The organism is Anaerosporobacter mobilis DSM 15930 (assembly GCF_900142955.1).
In the GTDB taxonomy this organism is placed as follows: Bacteria; Bacillota; Clostridia; order Lachnospirales; family Lachnospiraceae; genus Anaerosporobacter; species Anaerosporobacter mobilis.
Genome location: NZ_FRCP01000014.1, coordinates 103222 through 119814 on the forward strand (window position 1 = coordinate 103222; position 16593 = coordinate 119814).

Consider the following 16593-nt stretch of genomic DNA (forward strand, 5'->3'; position numbering starts at 1 on the left):
AAGTAATATTAAGGAGTTAGTAAATGAGAGAACTTAAAAGTATTGAGGAAAAAATACTAGATTGTGCATTATATCTAATTGGTAAACAAGGCACTTGTAATGTTCCGATTCGCGCAATAGCAAAGGAAGCGGGGGTTAATGTAAGTGCAATCAATTATTATTTTCGCACGAAAGAAGAGATGCTTCGCAATACGAAAGAATTCTTTATTAATAATTCGATTGAAATCTATTCTATTCTCGATCAAGAGGAATATTCAGAAGAGGAACGACTCATCTTGTTTGCCAATGAGATCATGGAATATACCATACATTATTCTGGATTGTCAGCAATATTTAAAGAAGCGGAACGTTTAAAAGAAGAAGATGAAATATCAAAAACCATTATCGAGGTGACCAAAGAGTTACATACTAAGATGGATCGGATTTTAAGTTCTGTTGCGAAGAGTGGTCCGTCGATGTCTCAATATAATAGTATGATATTTATGGCCGCGTTGACCTATCCAGCAGAAAAACAAGATACCTTCGGTAATGACCAATCCTTGTTGACTAGTAAAGAGAAAAGACTTGAATATATCAAACACATTATTAATCTAATAAAGAAGTAACAAAAGAGTATTTAGCAAGAATATAAGAAAACGAATTCTTTGGTGTATGAATACCAAGGTACTTGCTACAAATGGAGGCTATGAGTGAAACACTTAGTAAAGAGTGTTGCGTTCGTAGCCTTCATTTTATTGTAACCCTTTCTTTGTTTAATAGAAAGATTAATTATGTCTCATATTTAACGCTCCTAATTTCTGAATATAAATTCAAACAAAATGTTTGAAACAGATTGATTTAATTTTGGAGATGAGATATAATGATATTGTGAGACATTGTTAAAAATTTAATTATCAAAAGAAAGGCGGATTTTATGAAGTACAATCATCTTTTTAGTTCAATAAAAATTAGAGGTCTAGAATTAAAAAATCGCGTAGTATTTCCAGCTATGGGTACTAAGATGGCAACAGAGGATAAATATGTAACGGATCAGGTTATCGACTATCATGTAGCAAGAGTAGTAGGAGGATGTGGGCTTAACTTTACTGAAGTTTGCAGTGTGTATAGTAAGGCTGCACCAAAACATTTTCTTGCTATATCTGAAGATAAATATATTCCAGGTTTGAAGAAATTAGCAGATGCAATTCATGAAGCAGGAGGAAAGGCAGGCGTTCAGCTTTGGCTTGGTGGCTTCGCCGTAGCAAGTGACCCAGCTGCAATGATAATTGTACCAAGTGATACACCAATTAAAGGAACAGACCATGTGATTAAAGGTGCAGATCTTGATACTATACAAGAGGCTGTAGAAGCTTATGGAGCTGCAGCAAAACGTGCAGTAGAGGCAGGATATGATACCTTAGAATTTCATGCAGGTCATAATTATGTTCCACATAGCTTCCTCAGTCCATTCTTCAATCGAAGAACAGATGAATACGGCGGATCTTTTGAGAATCGTGCGCGTTTCGCTCTTGAATGTATTCGTGCCATTCGTAGTAATATTCCAGAGGATATGCCACTTTTCATGAGAATAGATGCACATGATGATTATCTAGACGGCGGGCTTACTATTGAGGAAGTAATTGAGTTCTGCAAACTAGCAAAAGAAGCTGGTGTTGATGTAGTTGATGTATCAAGAGGTAACTTCTCTTCAGCTGCAATTAAGTATGAAGTGCCTCCAATTGATCTACCTAGAGGCTTTAATGTAGAGAATGCAGCTAGAATCAGAAAAGAGACGGGACTTATCACAGTAGCGGTTGGAAGAATTAACGAGCCTGCATTAGCGGAGCAAATCCTTACAGAGGATAAAGCAGATATGGTTGTAATTGGTCGTGGACAATTAGCGGATCCAGATTTTTGCAATAAAGCATTAAATGGAGACGATGAGAGTATCGTTCGTTGTATAGGATGTAACCAAGGATGCTACGATGGATTTGTTGCACAAGATGTACCTTACATAACTTGTATGAGAAATCCCGCGCTTGGAAGAGAACAAGAGTATGCACTCGTTAAGACTACAACACCGAAGAAAGTGCTGATTGCAGGTGGAGGTGTTGCTGGTCTAGAAGCGGCAATCACACTTAAGCGTCGTGGACATCATCCGGTTGTCTGTGAGGCAGCAGAGCAATTAGGTGGTCAATTTGTCCTAGCAGGTGCAGCACCAAGGAAAGAAGAAATGAAAGAAGCTGCTATCTGGATGGGAGAACAGGCTAATAGAGAAGGCGTTGAGATACGTTTATCTACACCGATTACGACTGAATTAATTGAGAAGGAAGCTCCACAAGATGTAATTATTGCAATTGGAGCAGCACCAATGAAACTTCGTATTCCAGGAGCAGATTTACCACATGTTACAAACTCTCATGATGTACTAGCGGGGAATGTTTCGTTGAAGGGAAAGGTAGTTATTATAGGTGGTGGTCTTGTTGGATTAGAAGTTGCAGAATATCTAGAAGGTAAGGCAGAAGAAATTACTGTTGTAGAGATGCTTGATCAAGTAGGTAAAGATTTAGGTGATCTTCGTAAAATATCGGTAATGGAAAATATCTATCATGCAGGTGTTCAGACAGTAACTAATGCCAAATGTACTGAGATATTAACAAATGCAGTTGTTGTGGAAGAAGAAGGACACACAGAAAGTATACCTTGTGACTATGTAGTTGTTGCAATTGGCGCAAAAGCACGTAGTTTCGAAGGTATTGCCGCTTATTGCAGTGAACAAGGTATCGCATATCATGTTATTGGAGATGCTATACGTGCTAGAAGAGCGCTTAATGCAACAACGGAAGCAGCAGCTATTGGTAGAGCAATTTAGAGTTTAAGCATATAAAAGAACAATGCAGAATAGACAGATATAAAATATATGTTAGAACTAATCTTAAAACTTTATAATAATCCTCGATATTCTATTTGTAAACATTGAATTTGATTCGAAATTGAGTTATAATTTTAGAAAGCTTTACATAGATATTATTATTTTCAGTTATTAAAAGAGTTTTATACTTTTTTGATATAAAAAATATAAATGGAGGATATAATAATGGAACGAGAAGAACAAAAGTTTTATATTTGTAAACACTGTGGTAATATTATTTCATTTGTGAACCGTTCAGGTGCACCAATATCATGTTGTGGAGAGAAGATGTCAGAGCTAGTACCAAATACTACAGATGCAGCAACTGAAAAGCATGTACCAGTTATTACTGTTGATGGTAATCAGGTTACAGTAGATATTGGTTCAGTAGCGCATCCTATGACTGAGGAACATTTTATTGGTTGGGTATATATTCAAACTGAAAAAGGCGGTCAACGCAAAGAACTAAAACCTAATGATAAACCATCAGTTACTTTCTCCCTTACAGAAGATGATAAAGTAATAAGAGCATATGAATATTGTAATCTTCATGGTTTATGGAAAAAAGAGTATTAATAATAATTAATAACTAATGTGGGTTTTAAAAGAAGTATAAAGAGAGGGAAGTGGTATCATGCTTAATAAAGAGATTGTTAAGTTATTAAACGAGCAGATAAACAAAGAATTATACTCTTCTTATTTGTATCTAGATATTGCAAACTATTATGCAGATCAAAGTCTCAATGGTTTTGAAAATTGGTTTTATATACAAGCCAAAGAAGAATTAGATCATGCACTTTTATTTAGAAAATACCTTCTAAATAATGGTGAATCAGTTATCTCAGCGGAAATCTCTGCGAAATTTGATACGTACACAGATTTCCGTGAACCATTAGCAAAAGTATTAGAACATGAGGAGTATATAACGAGTTCAATTAATAATATATATGAAAAAGCTTATAAATTGAATGATTTCCGTACGACTCAGTTCTTAGATTGGTTTGTTAAGGAGCAAGGTGAAGAAGAGAAGAATTCTGGTGATAATATCAAGAGATATGATCTATTCGGCAGTGATGCGAAGGGATTATTCATGCTAGATAATGAATTAAGTACTCGTGTATATACAGCACCATCTTTAGTTATATAACAAAAACAAAAAATCCAGTATGATTTATTACTGGATTTTTTTTGCCCAAATACTTATGGGGAATTTTACTAAAATATATATACTAAATTATAAAAAAGTAGTGTTGTTGCATAAAATACCTTCTATTAAAATCATAGTAAGGGGTAAAAAAGGAGGTATTTTAATGTTTAGAAGAAAAGTTGTAACTTATGTAAGACGTAGTTTAGCCACAGTACTTGCGACAACGCTGCTTGTTGGACTTTTACCATATGGTGGGGATATGGTGAAAGCAGCTGATGAGTCACCTTATGTAATATCACAAGGTCGCACGGTATACGCTAGTTCATCACAGGCAAATAGTGATGCAGACTTGGTTGTTGATGGGGATACCAGTACAAGATGGGAAAGTACGTGGGAGAGTAATTCGGAATGGCTGTACGTAGATCTAGGAAAAACAGCAGACATATCAAACATCAAGATATTCTGGGAAGGTGCTTATGCAACTTCTTACAAAATTCAGTTTTCAGAGGATGAAGAAAAATGGATTGACAGATATCAAGTTACAGATGGTAAAGGAGGAGTACAGACAGTAGATATTACAGGCAAAGCAAGATATGTAAGAATATATATGGATAAGAAAGCCTTACCTGCTTATGGTTATTCCTTGTATGAATTCCAAGTTTATGGGAAGGGAGGTTTAACAGAAAGGCCTGTTGACTACGGTGAGAATATCGCACTTAGTAAGAGTGTTACCGCTTCATCTCTTCGTGATGTTTGGTGGATGTATGATGAGAATGGCGTAATTAATCAGGATGCAGTAAAAGCTACAAATGCGGTGGATGGTAAAAGCAATACATATTGGACTTCTGGGGAAAAAGATAATCAATGGATTTGTGTTGATCTTGGCAGAAGTTATACCATTGGACGTGTAGTTATTGACTTTGCATCTGATGCAGGAAAAATCTACGATATTCAAGTTTCAGAAGATGGTAAGAATTGGACCACAGTATATAGGCAGCTAAGGGGTTATGCACATGAAGACTCGAACGTGCCTATGCATGTCAAAGGTCGATATGTTCGTATGTATGGATATACACGAGTGGAATCAGGAAGTGGATTTTCTATCAATGAATTTCAAGTATATTCGTATAAAGCTGGTGATGCTATTGTAAATTATACCATCGAAGATTTACCAACTTTACAAATTGAACAATCAAAGACAGGAAAAGGTTCTTATGTAACGGATGCAATGTATTACGAAAAAGCTAAGTTACCTACATATCTAAAAGAAGGATTGACAGCTCCTATAGATTCTAATGATTGGTGGCAATCCTCTCTTATTAACAAATACGGTAATCTTATGAGCATACTTCCTTTGAAAGCAAAATACACATCAAAGGGACTAGCGGTATTGACTGCTACCGAAGGCTGGCTTCCAACAATGGGTGAGACAGATGTTAATGTTTCTGTGCAATCGGAAACACTTCCAGATCTGTATGTTTTACCAGAAAATCTAGATTCCTTATCTTCTTATGATAGAGTAGCTGGTTATAGTGATTACGCAGTAAATCTAGATTTGTGCGATAAAAATGGTGTTGCAATGACGTCTACTTTTGTGAAAGGATCACCATATATATTTACCGAATTTGGGGAACGAAAGGCAACGTTTTTGTCAGGTGCCAATATTACTAGTGTCTTTGATAATAACGGAAATGAACTGTTCTTAAATTCTAATACGATAACTACTGATCATATCGGATTAGAAGTAGTCGACAATGATAATAAGGATAAGAACAAGACAGCAAAGAGTTATTATAGTATCACAGTTCCAGAAGGTACCGTATTCAAAAAAGTAGGAAGTTCAATTAAAGTAACATTCCAATCAACCAATGGATACATGTCTATTGGTACCATGAATGAGAAGAAGCAACTTAAGTTATTTCATGAACATGGATATGCTTTTGTTAAAGATACTAGTGTAACCTATGTGTATGATGAGAATACATCGAATATCACCACGGAGTATCAGATCACAACAGAGGTAAAACGAAATGGTTATTCTGACAAGACGATTCAATGTTTATTACCACATCAGTGGAAAAAATCACAAGATGATGAAGCTAATATTGGAATATATTCGTCTGTTCGTGGGGACATGAAAGCAATTGTATCGAATGTATTTCACACGTCAGAGACATTCTTAGGCTTATTACCTACATTTGCAATGCCGAGTAATGAGGAATTTAATAGTGAAGAAGCTAATGCATATCTGAAAAAATTAGAAGTCGCAACTAGAAACCTGCAACCTGCTGGTGATGCATACTGGGAGGGCAAAAACCTTCACCCACTTGGTATGGGAGTTCTTATGGCAGATCAGCTGGGAGAGACAGAATTACGGGATATCTTCTTAGGTAGAATCAAAGAAATATTAATAAATTGGTTCACGTACGATGGGGAAGGTGATGTGAGTTTCTTTATCTACAATAAGAACTGGGGCACACTGTATTATCTAAACAGCGAATTCGGAGCAAATTCAGCTATATGTGATCATCACTTTACCTATGGATATTTTATGTTTGCAGCTACCGTACTAGCTACTTATGATAATGAATTCTATAATGATTATAAAGAAATGATTGAGATGATGATTCGAGATTATGCTAATCCATCTGATAATGATAACGAGTATTGTAGATTTCGAAGTTACGACTTATATGAAGGGCACTCATGGGCTGGTGGTTACGCTGATAATGACTCAGGAAACAATCAAGAGTCAGCGAGTGAATCTTTATTTAGTTGGGTATCACTTTATCTGTGGGGAATCTTAACAGAAAATAATAGTTACCGGGATGCAGGTGTCTTCGGCTTTACCAACGAAATGGACACAGTAAAACAATATTGGTTCAATTATGATCTTGATAACTGGATTGAAGAATGGCCATATGAGGTAGTAGGGCAAGTATACGGTGGCATTAATTTCTATGGGACATTCTTTGGTGGACAACCGCTTTATGTATATGGAATACAATGGTTACCAATATCTGAGTATTTAACATATTACGGTATGGATCAGCAAAGAGCTACAGACATATATAAGGGATTATTAGAGGATACAGAGATTGCAATGGATAAGGCTGTTAAGGTTGCGAAGAAGGAAGGTAAATCAGATAAAGAAATCCAAGCTATGCTAGATAGCTATCCACAAGCAGATACTGGCTGGCAACACATCACATGGCCATTCTTATCTCAAACCAATCCTGCACTTGCATTAGATAAGTTTAATTCTAATGTTTCACGTATCCAAAATACCGATACAGCTAATACATATTGGTTTATTAACAGTATGTTAGAACTTGGATATAAGACGGATAAAATCTGGGCAGTAGGTGATGTATCAGCATCTGTTTATTACAACGAAACAACCAAGAAGTATACGGCTACGGTATGGAATCCAGCGAATGAAACTAGGTTGGTAAGTTTCATGACGAATTCAGGAATAAAAGGAACAGCATCCGTTGGAGCAAAAGCATTGGTTAGTTTTGAAGTATATACAGATAAGAATTTCACAGTTACACAAGCTTCTACACCTGTTATATCAGTACCTACTGGCACGTATGGAGATACGCAGTATGTAGAAATCAAAACAGACACACCGGGCGCAACAATGTACTATACAACTGACGGGTCAATGCCTACTAAGAATTCAAAGGTTTATAATGGTGTATTCGCTGTATCTAGTACGTCAACGGTCAAAGCCATAGCAGTTGTAGAGCAAATGATTACTTCACCTATGGTAGCCAGTACAATTACAATTAAGGGCGCGGAGATCTCTAACAAAACAAATCTAGCTTATGGGAAAGAGGTAGTTACTTCCACTACTGAGAATGCAGGTACTGCTGGAAGTAATATGGTAGATGGAAAGGATTCTGCTCGCTGGTCATCGAATTTTAGTGATAATGAATGGTTTGAAGTTGATTTGGGAGCTAGTTTCCAGGTTAACAAATTTACCTTTAACTGGGAAGCCTCTTATGCAACTGCATATAATCTCCAGGTTTCTAATGATGGTAAAACATGGACAACCGTGTATGAAACTAAGAGCGGTACTGGTGGTAAGGAAGAGATTATTATTGATGCTGTAACATGTAGATATGTAAGATTCCAAGGCATTAAGAGGGCCTTAGATTATGGTTATTCTATATGGGAGTTTGGTGTCTATGAAGCAGTTCAAGTAGAACAACCTAAGTTTAGCGTAGAGGGAGGTTCTTTCAAAGAGGCTCAGAACGTAGCTATTAATTGTAATACTTCTGGAGTTGAGATTAGGTATACAACTGATGGTTCAATACCAACAGAGAATTCAAAACTATATGTTCCAACTATTAAAGTGGATAAGACAACTACAATTAAAGCAATAGCATTCCGCAAAGGAATGGTCCCTTCAAAAGTAGCGGAAATCACATATGTTATTGGTGAATCAGAGGGTGGTGAGCAAACACCTGAAACCAACTTATCTAAAGGAAAAGATACGTACTCTTCTGGTGACGAAGTAGCAGTGTTTGCTTCATCATATGCGGTAGATGGAGACGAAGGGACACGTTGGTCTTCTAATTTTTCTGATGATGCTTGGATTATAGTTGACTTAGGAAAAGTATATTCTGTAGACAAAGTTGTTCTTAATTGGGAAAATGCTTATGGAAAAGCATATAGCCTTCAAGTATCGGAAGATCAAGCAAATTGGAATACTGTATATACTAAGCAGAATGGTACTGGCGGGGTAGAATCCATAGAACTACCAGTAACGAAAGCTAGGTATATTAAGTTACAAGGAGTGGAACGTGCGCTACCATATGGATATTCGCTTTGGGAGTTCACAGTTTACGGGAAATAAAGATACTTGATACAGTAGATTATTGTTAGTTAATTAAAACAAAAAGAAATTCCAGCAAAGTTATAGCTGGAGTTTCTTTCTGTTTGTCTTGAATGATTAATATTGATACAATTAATAAAGAAATACTAATACGTGTTTTAGTGTAAGAAAAGGGGAGTAACTGATTGGCTGAATACTTAGCGAACATCATAGACGTGTAGATATCTATCATATGGCAAACAAGAAGAGATGCTGTGTAGCGTAAAGTTACTATATAAAGGTAATTGCAATTATTTTATAAAATGGTTGTAAAGTAAGATATTATATATTATTATATTAATGTCGTAAAGTAAAGTGATAAAGTATAATGAAGAAATAGGAAAAAGAAAATGAAAATGAATAGTGCAAATAATAAAATATATCAATGTAGAAAACAAAATAAGACAATTAGTGGTGTCGTTAAAGTACCAGGATCTAAGAGTATGACCAACCGAGCTCTTTTGTTGGCTGCATTATCAAAGAAAGATTCCAAGTTAAGCGGTGTACTTTTTAGTGACGATTCTAGACATTTTCTTATGTGTTTAGAGCAACTAGGTTTTAGTCTGCAGATAGACGAGAAGAATAAAACCGTTACTATGCAAGGTACAGGAGGCAATATTCCCAATAAGACAGGTACCATTAATGTTGGTAGTGCAGGAACCGCAGCAAGATTTTTGACAGCTCTGTTAGCGCTATCGGATGGTGAATATATAATAGATTGTTCTGAACAGATGAAGAAGAGACCGATGAAACCGTTATTCGATGCATTAACTGAGATGGGAGCATCGTTTTCATTCCTTGAAGAAGAGGGATTCTTACCAGCTAGAGTTATTGGTAATGGCGGAACATGTAAAGATGTAACGATGGATATTAGTAAGAGTACACAGTTTTTAAGTGCTTTACTTATGGTGGCACCTCTAACTAAGAATGGACTGAAAATTAAGATAACAAGTGAGAAAAAAGATGGAGCTTACATACGTATAACCAGAAAGATGATGGAACAGTTTGGGGTTGATGTAGAGTTTGACGGCGAAATTTATGAGGTTTCTGGTGGGCAGGAGGTAGTTGTAGGGGATTATTATATTGAACCAGATGTATCTGCTGCATGTTATTTCTATGGAATTGCAGCGTTATTAGGAGGTTGCATTACAGTTAAGAATGTGTTGTATAGTTCTATGCAAGGAGATATGAAGTTTCTTGATGTTTTGAAGATGTTAGGTTGCAAGGTCGAAGAGAAGGAAGAAGGAATTACGGTTACTGGACCAAAAGAAGGGGTTTATAAGGGAATCGACATTAATATGAATGATTTTTCCGATCAAACTATGACTATGGCAGTTTTAGCAGCATATGCAACCACACCGACTGTAATACGCAATGTAGGCCATATTCGACTACAAGAATGTAACCGTATGGCAGCGATTGTTAATGAACTAAATCGTGCTGGTGTTTATTGCATAGAGGAAGGTGATAATTTAATAATCACTCCGGGTGAGATTAATCCTACCACGATTGAAACGTACGAAGATCATCGTGTAGCGATGGCATTTTCTTTATTAGGTCTTAAGAGTGAAGGGATAATAATAGATAATCCAGATTGTTGTAAGAAAACTTTCGAAGAATATTTTAAAGTATTAGATGATTTGTTGGAAAGGAACAAGTAGTGGTTATTAAAGAGAGTAATTATTAGAAGAGGCTAGAAGTTATATAGGGTATTAACATCGGGGCCTTCTATTAATATAGGGTTATTTAGTGTCAGCAAATGAGTTAGGGGAAGGAGTAGTAGTATATGAATAAGGAATATAATGGTAATGAGGCTGCTAGAGATATTGTATTTAGTAACGTCTCGAAGGAATATCTTAGGAAGATTATTCTCGATTATGGCGCACAAGTATGTGGGTTTGCAGATATCGAGAGATTTGAAGACGCACCGAAAGGTTCTCATCCATGTGATATCTATTCCGACTGTAAAAGTGTAGTTGCATTCGGTGTATCCTTGCCCAAAGGATTATATATGGTAGATTCAAGATTAATCTATGGCCATTTTTATGATGATGTGTGTAATAAAGTCAATGAGATTGCTTATAAGATTGCCTTACTTATGGAGAAAGAATATGGTGCAATAGCAGTACCAATTCCGGCAGATGGACCTTATGAGTATTGGGATACGAAAAACCTTGATGGACGCGGTTGGTTATCAATGAAGCATGTGGCGGTGCAAGCTGGATTAGGTACATTGGGTAAAAATACATTATTTTTGAATCAATTATATGGGAATCGATTAACAGTAGGATGTGTTTTGACCAATATTGTAGTTAACCCTGATTCATATGCGGAACCAGTTTGTTTGCCTAATTGTAACGAATGCGTAACGAACTGTCCTTCTGGAGCATTGCATGTTGGTAGCGCAGCACAAAGTGAGTGTAGAATGAAAGCGTATGGAAAAGGGGAAAAAGAATTTAATACTGTTGATTGTTATCGTTGTAGAACAGTATGTCCTATGAGATTTGGGGCTTGTGTGATATAATTAGGTTATGGTCATATTAGTAGAGCCATCTACCTAGTCAAAGGAAATATAAGGAGTTATGTTATGGAAAACTATAAATTTTCTCAAAACAGAAAGTGTGAATATTTCCCATGCCATAAAACAAACAATCCTGACAAATTTAATTGTTTGTTTTGCTATTGTCCTTTATATGCATTAAAGGATAAATGTGGTGGGAATTTTCGATATAATGAAAAGGGAATTAAAGATTGTACGAATTGCCTTGCGCCACATGGTGAGAAAGGGTATGAGCATGTAATGTCACATATCAAAGAGGTTTTAGATTTAGGGAAACTAGATACAAAGAGGTAGGAAAATATTAAAGCAACATTCTTCTATGGTGAAAGTAGTAAAAGCTATCCCACACCTTATTAAATATGACATACTGTGTCAGTTTTAGTAAGATATACTACTCTTGATATAAAATTAGTAGTAAGGAATGAGAGAATATGCATTATAAAGAAGTAAAAGCAATCTTATCGCCAAGCAATGGTATGAATCTATATCGAGGGTGTTCTCATGGGTGTATCTATTGTGATGCTAGAAGTACATGTTATAACATGCAACATGATTTTGAAGATATTGAAGTGAAGGCGAATGCGGTAGAAGTATTAGAGAAGACATTGGCAAACAAGAGAATCAAAGGAATGATTGGTACGGGGGCAATGTCAGATCCATATCTTCATATAGAAAAAGAATTACAGCATACTAGAAGGTGTTTAGAGTTAATAGATCGATATGAATATGGACTTGCTATACAGACAAAATCAGATCTTATTCTTAGGGATTTGGATTTACTAAAGAGTATTAATGAGAAGACAAAGTGTGTAGTGCAGATGACTATGACAACCTATGACGATGAACTTTGTAGGATTATTGAACCGAATGTATGCGTGACAAGCAAAAGAGCGGAAGTTCTTAATTGTATGAGAGATAATGGAATTCCTACGATAGTTTGGATGACACCAATTCTACCATTTATTAACGATACAGAAGAGAATATAAGAGGTTTGATTAAATATTGTGTAGAAGCAAAGGTATATGGAATTTTGTTGTGGGATATGGGTGTCACTTTGCGTGAAGGAGATCGAGAATATTTTTATAAGAAATTAGATGAACATTTTCCTGGGCTGAAAAGAAGATATATCAACACGTATGGCAATCAATATATGATTACGAGTCCAAATAATAACAAGTTAATGAGAATAGTAAGAGAAGAATGTCAGAAGCATGGTATTGTTTGTGGAAGTGATGTTTTGTTTTCTTACATGAAGCAATTTGAAACGAAAGTTAATATAGAACAGATGAGTTTGTTTGATTTTCTCTAAAAAAGACGATAGCGTAGGTGGTATACACGATGCTATCGTTTTGTTATTTTTATGTTATTTTATATCTTATGTTATTTCTTTTTTTATTTCTTTTTTAACAAAAATAATCGGTTCATTCCTTCTTGCCACGGATAAGGAAACTCTAGATATCGTTCTACGGTATAAGAGGGCTCCAATATATGATACCAAGTTGGTGTATCTAATTCACGGAGTCTTAATACACCGTCTTCTGCGTAGAGGTTATCACCGATTGGAGTGAGTCCAAGTTGTATGAGGTCATCTTTGTTTATGTAAGGATTTAATTTAAGAAAAAGATAACCACCAGACTGGAGTATTCTTGTGATTTCAGTAAAGATTGTGTGAGCGATATCTTTTGGAGTGACATCTAGCACATTGGAGAGTAAGATACCATCAAAACATTCATCATCCATCTGTTTAAGGTTATCGATATCACCAGTAACGAAGTCTAATTGTTGGTAATGATTTAGATGTGCCATCTTCTCAGCGTAATGTATCCCGACTTCAGAACGGTCAATACCCATGCCATATGTAAGATAGCCAAAATCAGCACATTGGAATAAAATATCACCAGTGCCACAACCATAATCTAGTACGCGATGTGTATTCTGCGAGAATATTCTTAGACAAGCATCAAAGGTTGGCTCTACCTTGAGCTTTTCACCGTTTAAGTCTACAAGTTCACATTCGGAGTATACTTGATCCCATAATTCTGTGGAAGCATCATATTGTTCCATTAGAATCACCAGCTTTCTGATATTAATAGTATAATGTTATGTATATATAATAGCACATATGTCAAATAATGAAGCATTTTATTTGGTGAAATAATAAAGTTAATTGAAGATGATAAAGAGAATTATTATATAAAGTAGTTTGATGACCATGTTTAATTATATTAAGTTGAGGAGAAGAATAAATCTTAAGAAATGGTTAATTATCAAAACTAATTGAATTTCATGTAGCTTATTACTTAATAGATTGTTATAATTAATCTATTAAGTACAGAAATTGTAAACTGTCTTGTGCGACAGAAGTTATGGAGGAAGCCAGATGAGTACAGCGAAAGAACAAGAAATTGATATGACACAACAAGCAAAAGATGAGAGTATAGAATTAAATAATACAGTTGAAGATAATGAAGTTGAAAACAAAACAGATGAAAACAATAAAATTGAAAATAGAGAGAAAAGTGATAAGGCAATGCTAGAGAAGGGGAGGAAGAAAGATAAAGGTAGCTTCCTGAAAGAACTTCTCATCTATGTATGTATCTTCTTAGTTTTATGGAAAGTGGTCCCAGCTTACATAATTGAACGAACAGTTGTTGATGGAACGTCAATGCAGAATACATTACAAGATGAAGAGCAATTAATGGTTGAGAAATTATCCTATCGATTTTCTGATCCAAAACGTTTTGACATAGTTGTTCTTATGCCATATGGTGAAGATGTAGATGAGTACTTTATTAAGAGAGTGATCGGTTTACCAGGTGAGACAATTCAGATCAAAGATGGAAAGATCTATATTAATGGGGAAGTTTTAGAAGAGAATTATGGTAAAGAGTCAATTATAGATGGTGGAATTGCAAAAGAACCGCTTACCCTTGGCGAGGATGAGTATTTTGTAATGGGTGATAATAGAAACGGTAGTGACGATAGTCGCGCTGATTATATTGGACCAATTGCTAGAAAACTTATCAAAGGTAAAGCTGTTTTAAGAGTATGGCCAATCGATCATTTGGGTAGTATTGATTAATTATAGTTTATGATATTATGTGAATAAATAATTGTGAAAGCAGATTCAAGGATTAATATAAATCAGGGAATCTGCTTTTTATGTTGTCTTCTCATCTTTATAAATGCCGCGGATATCATAGGTTGTCTATTTGGCAAAAGCTTTTTTACAATTGCAACTATAATTGATGGTGGACAGGTCCTGCCGATGGTATCAATGCAACTAGTAGGGCTTGAATGTCTACATCTTGTAAAATTATCTTAAATATGTATAATTGAAGTAATATGACAACACTTAAACGAAATTAATTTTAGATGGTACATACGGAGAATATGATGAATCAAATATTAATAGTTGAAGATGATATGGCTTTGAGTAGAGGGATTACCCTAGCACTGAAGTCAGATGAGTTAACATTTAAGCAAGCATATAGTTGCAAAGAAGCAATGGATTTATTGGAAAAGGAGAACTTTTCACTTATTATTTTGGATGTGAATCTACCAGATGGGAATGGTTTTGATATTTTGCAGAGTATCAGAGCGCATTCCTTTGTTCCTGTTATTCTACTAACAGCCAATAATTTGGAGACTGATATTGTTGCAGGGTTAGAGATGGGGGCAGACGATTATATAGCAAAACCCTTTAGTTTAATGGTCTTAAGAGCAAGAGTTAATACGCAATTGAGAAAGAAACAAGTAAATCAAACGGATATAGTGAAGATTGGTCCGTTTGCATTCGACTTTGTGAATATGAGATACGAGAAGAACAATATAGCCATTGTGTTAAGCAAAACGGAGCAAAAACTTTTGCGAATTCTAGTGGAGAATAAAGGAATTACTTTAAGCCGTGCTAATTTGGTGGACCGAATCTGGACTGATGGAGCGGAGTATGTAGATGAGAATGCCCTTTCGGTAACGGTGAAGCGACTACGTGACAAGTTAGAAGATAAAGAGGATATAGTAAAGTATATTAAAACTGTCTATGGGATTGGTTATACATGGGTGGTGTAAGGAAGAAAGGTTTCATGAGGAAAATGGGAATAAAAGGGGAATCGTTATGAGCGATACATATATTATAGTAGTATTTACAATCCTATTACTTGTTATTTTAGTGCTGTATGTTTTCGAAATCAGTAGAACAAGAAGAATATTGAATCATATCTCGAACATGTTATTAGAGGCAAAGAATGGAACCTTTATTGAATCTTGTTATGATGAGACGAAACTATCATCGGTAGAGGGCCAGATGAAGGAATGGATTGCTAGTTCTATTACAACTTCTAATCAATTGGAGAAAGAAAGAGATTGTATCAAAACAACCATATCGGATATCTCACATCAAACGAAAACTCCAATTTCTAATATCTCAATATATACGGAATTGTTATCGGAGCAAGAACTACCAGAGGATAGTAAGGAATATGTACAACGATTACGTGAGCAGTCACAGAAACTGAATTTCTTAATTGAAGCATTAGTAAAATCTTCAAGATTAGAGACGAAAGTTGTGTCTATTTTGCCAAAGGAACATCTTATTGAAGATATATTAGAGCAGATATGTGATCATTGTGATCAAAAAGCAAAGAGTAGAGGAATCTTAATAACAAAAGAGATTGAACCATGTTCATTGCAGGTAGATGCTAAATGGACGAGTGAGGCATTACTTAATATACTTGATAATGCTATCAAGTATGCAGATGAAGCAACCATAATTAAAGTTGTTGGTATCAAGTATCCTATGTTCTATCGTATTGATATAACAAATCGGGGAATAGAAGTGAAACAAGAAGAAGTGAATGCCATATTCGGTAGATTCTTTCGTTCGGATAATGTTAGAGATGAAGATGGAGTTGGTTTAGGTTTATATCTTGCAAGAGAGATTGTTACGTTGCAAGGTGGATATATTAAGGTGAAACCTGGAACAGAGCCAACCTTCTCTGTGTTTATTCCTTGCTAGTACTGAAATCTTTCTAAACTGTTAGATTTCAGAAAGAATGTAGTAAGAAGAGAGTGGTATCTTGAATGTATCGTCGGAATATCATTTGGGAGGTTT

Annotated in this window: 13 protein-coding genes; 12 read left to right on the plus strand and 1 reads right to left on the minus strand. The window is 35.5% G+C overall.

All coding sequences use genetic code 11. The annotated features are described in order from the left end of the window. The first annotated feature begins 23 nt into the window (after nucleotides 1-23). From BUB90_RS14125 to BUB90_RS14165, 9 genes are all read left to right on the plus strand, one after another. Nucleotides 24-605: a TetR/AcrR family transcriptional regulator gene (locus BUB90_RS14125; RefSeq protein ID WP_073288865.1), complete on the plus strand. Its 582-nt coding sequence runs from the start codon at nucleotides 24-26 to the stop codon at nucleotides 603-605. Nucleotides 606-913: 308 nt separating this feature from the next. Continuing rightward, nucleotides 914-2851, plus strand: a complete 1938-nt coding sequence (baiCD, locus tag BUB90_RS14130; RefSeq protein WP_073288867.1) for a bile acid Fe-S flavoenzyme BaiCD — start codon at nucleotides 914-916, stop codon at nucleotides 2849-2851. A 225-nt stretch (nucleotides 2852-3076) separates the two neighbouring features. Continuing rightward, on the plus strand, nucleotides 3077-3466 hold the full coding sequence (locus tag BUB90_RS14135) for a desulfoferrodoxin family protein (RefSeq protein WP_073288869.1): 390 nt from the start codon (nucleotides 3077-3079) through the stop codon (nucleotides 3464-3466). 58 nt (nucleotides 3467-3524) lie between these two features. Continuing rightward, complete coding sequence (locus BUB90_RS14140; RefSeq protein ID WP_073288871.1) at nucleotides 3525-4037, plus strand: ferritin; 513 nt, start codon at nucleotides 3525-3527, stop codon at nucleotides 4035-4037. Nucleotides 4038-4200: 163 nt separating this feature from the next. Continuing rightward, nucleotides 4201-8901 (plus strand): galactose-binding domain-containing protein, encoded by a 4701-nt coding sequence (locus BUB90_RS14145; RefSeq protein ID WP_073288873.1) that lies wholly within the window; start codon nucleotides 4201-4203, stop codon nucleotides 8899-8901. Nucleotides 8902-9269: 368 nt separating this feature from the next. Next, nucleotides 9270-10580: a 3-phosphoshikimate 1-carboxyvinyltransferase gene (gene aroA, locus BUB90_RS14150; protein WP_242952547.1), complete on the plus strand. Its 1311-nt coding sequence runs from the start codon at nucleotides 9270-9272 to the stop codon at nucleotides 10578-10580. A 125-nt stretch (nucleotides 10581-10705) separates the two neighbouring features. Continuing rightward, entirely contained in the window at nucleotides 10706-11443 is a 738-nt protein-coding gene (locus BUB90_RS14155) for an epoxyqueuosine reductase (RefSeq protein ID WP_242952548.1), read from the plus strand. Between the two features lie 63 nt (nucleotides 11444-11506). Then, on the plus strand, nucleotides 11507-11773 hold the full coding sequence (locus BUB90_RS14160; protein WP_073288876.1) for a cysteine-rich small domain-containing protein: 267 nt from the start codon (nucleotides 11507-11509) through the stop codon (nucleotides 11771-11773). 137 nt (nucleotides 11774-11910) lie between these two features. Further along, nucleotides 11911-12789 (plus strand): SPL family radical SAM protein, encoded by an 879-nt coding sequence (locus BUB90_RS14165; protein ID WP_073288878.1) that lies wholly within the window; start codon nucleotides 11911-11913, stop codon nucleotides 12787-12789. An 83-nt stretch (nucleotides 12790-12872) separates the two neighbouring features. Here the strand turns inward: BUB90_RS14165 and BUB90_RS14170 are convergent, their stop codons facing one another. After that, complete coding sequence (locus tag BUB90_RS14170; RefSeq protein WP_073288880.1) at nucleotides 12873-13544, minus strand: class I SAM-dependent methyltransferase; 672 nt, start codon at nucleotides 13542-13544, stop codon at nucleotides 12873-12875. A gap of 316 nt (nucleotides 13545-13860) precedes the next feature. On the opposite strand from BUB90_RS14170, the gene lepB reads away from it, so the two are divergent. The 3 genes from lepB (at nucleotide 13861) to BUB90_RS14185 (ending at nucleotide 16497) form a co-directional block, all read left to right on the plus strand. Next, nucleotides 13861-14562 carry a signal peptidase I gene (gene lepB, locus BUB90_RS14175; protein WP_330393799.1) on the plus strand — a complete coding sequence of 234 codons (702 nt, stop codon included), beginning with the start codon at nucleotides 13861-13863 and terminating at the stop codon, nucleotides 14560-14562. Between the two features lie 314 nt (nucleotides 14563-14876). Next, a complete protein-coding gene (locus BUB90_RS14180) occupies nucleotides 14877-15551 on the plus strand; it encodes a response regulator transcription factor (protein ID WP_073288882.1) in 675 nt (224 codons plus the stop codon). Nucleotides 15552-15597: 46 nt separating this feature from the next. Then, complete coding sequence (locus tag BUB90_RS14185; RefSeq protein WP_073289069.1) at nucleotides 15598-16497, plus strand: sensor histidine kinase; 900 nt, start codon at nucleotides 15598-15600, stop codon at nucleotides 16495-16497. The last annotated feature ends 96 nt before the right edge of the window (nucleotides 16498-16593 follow it).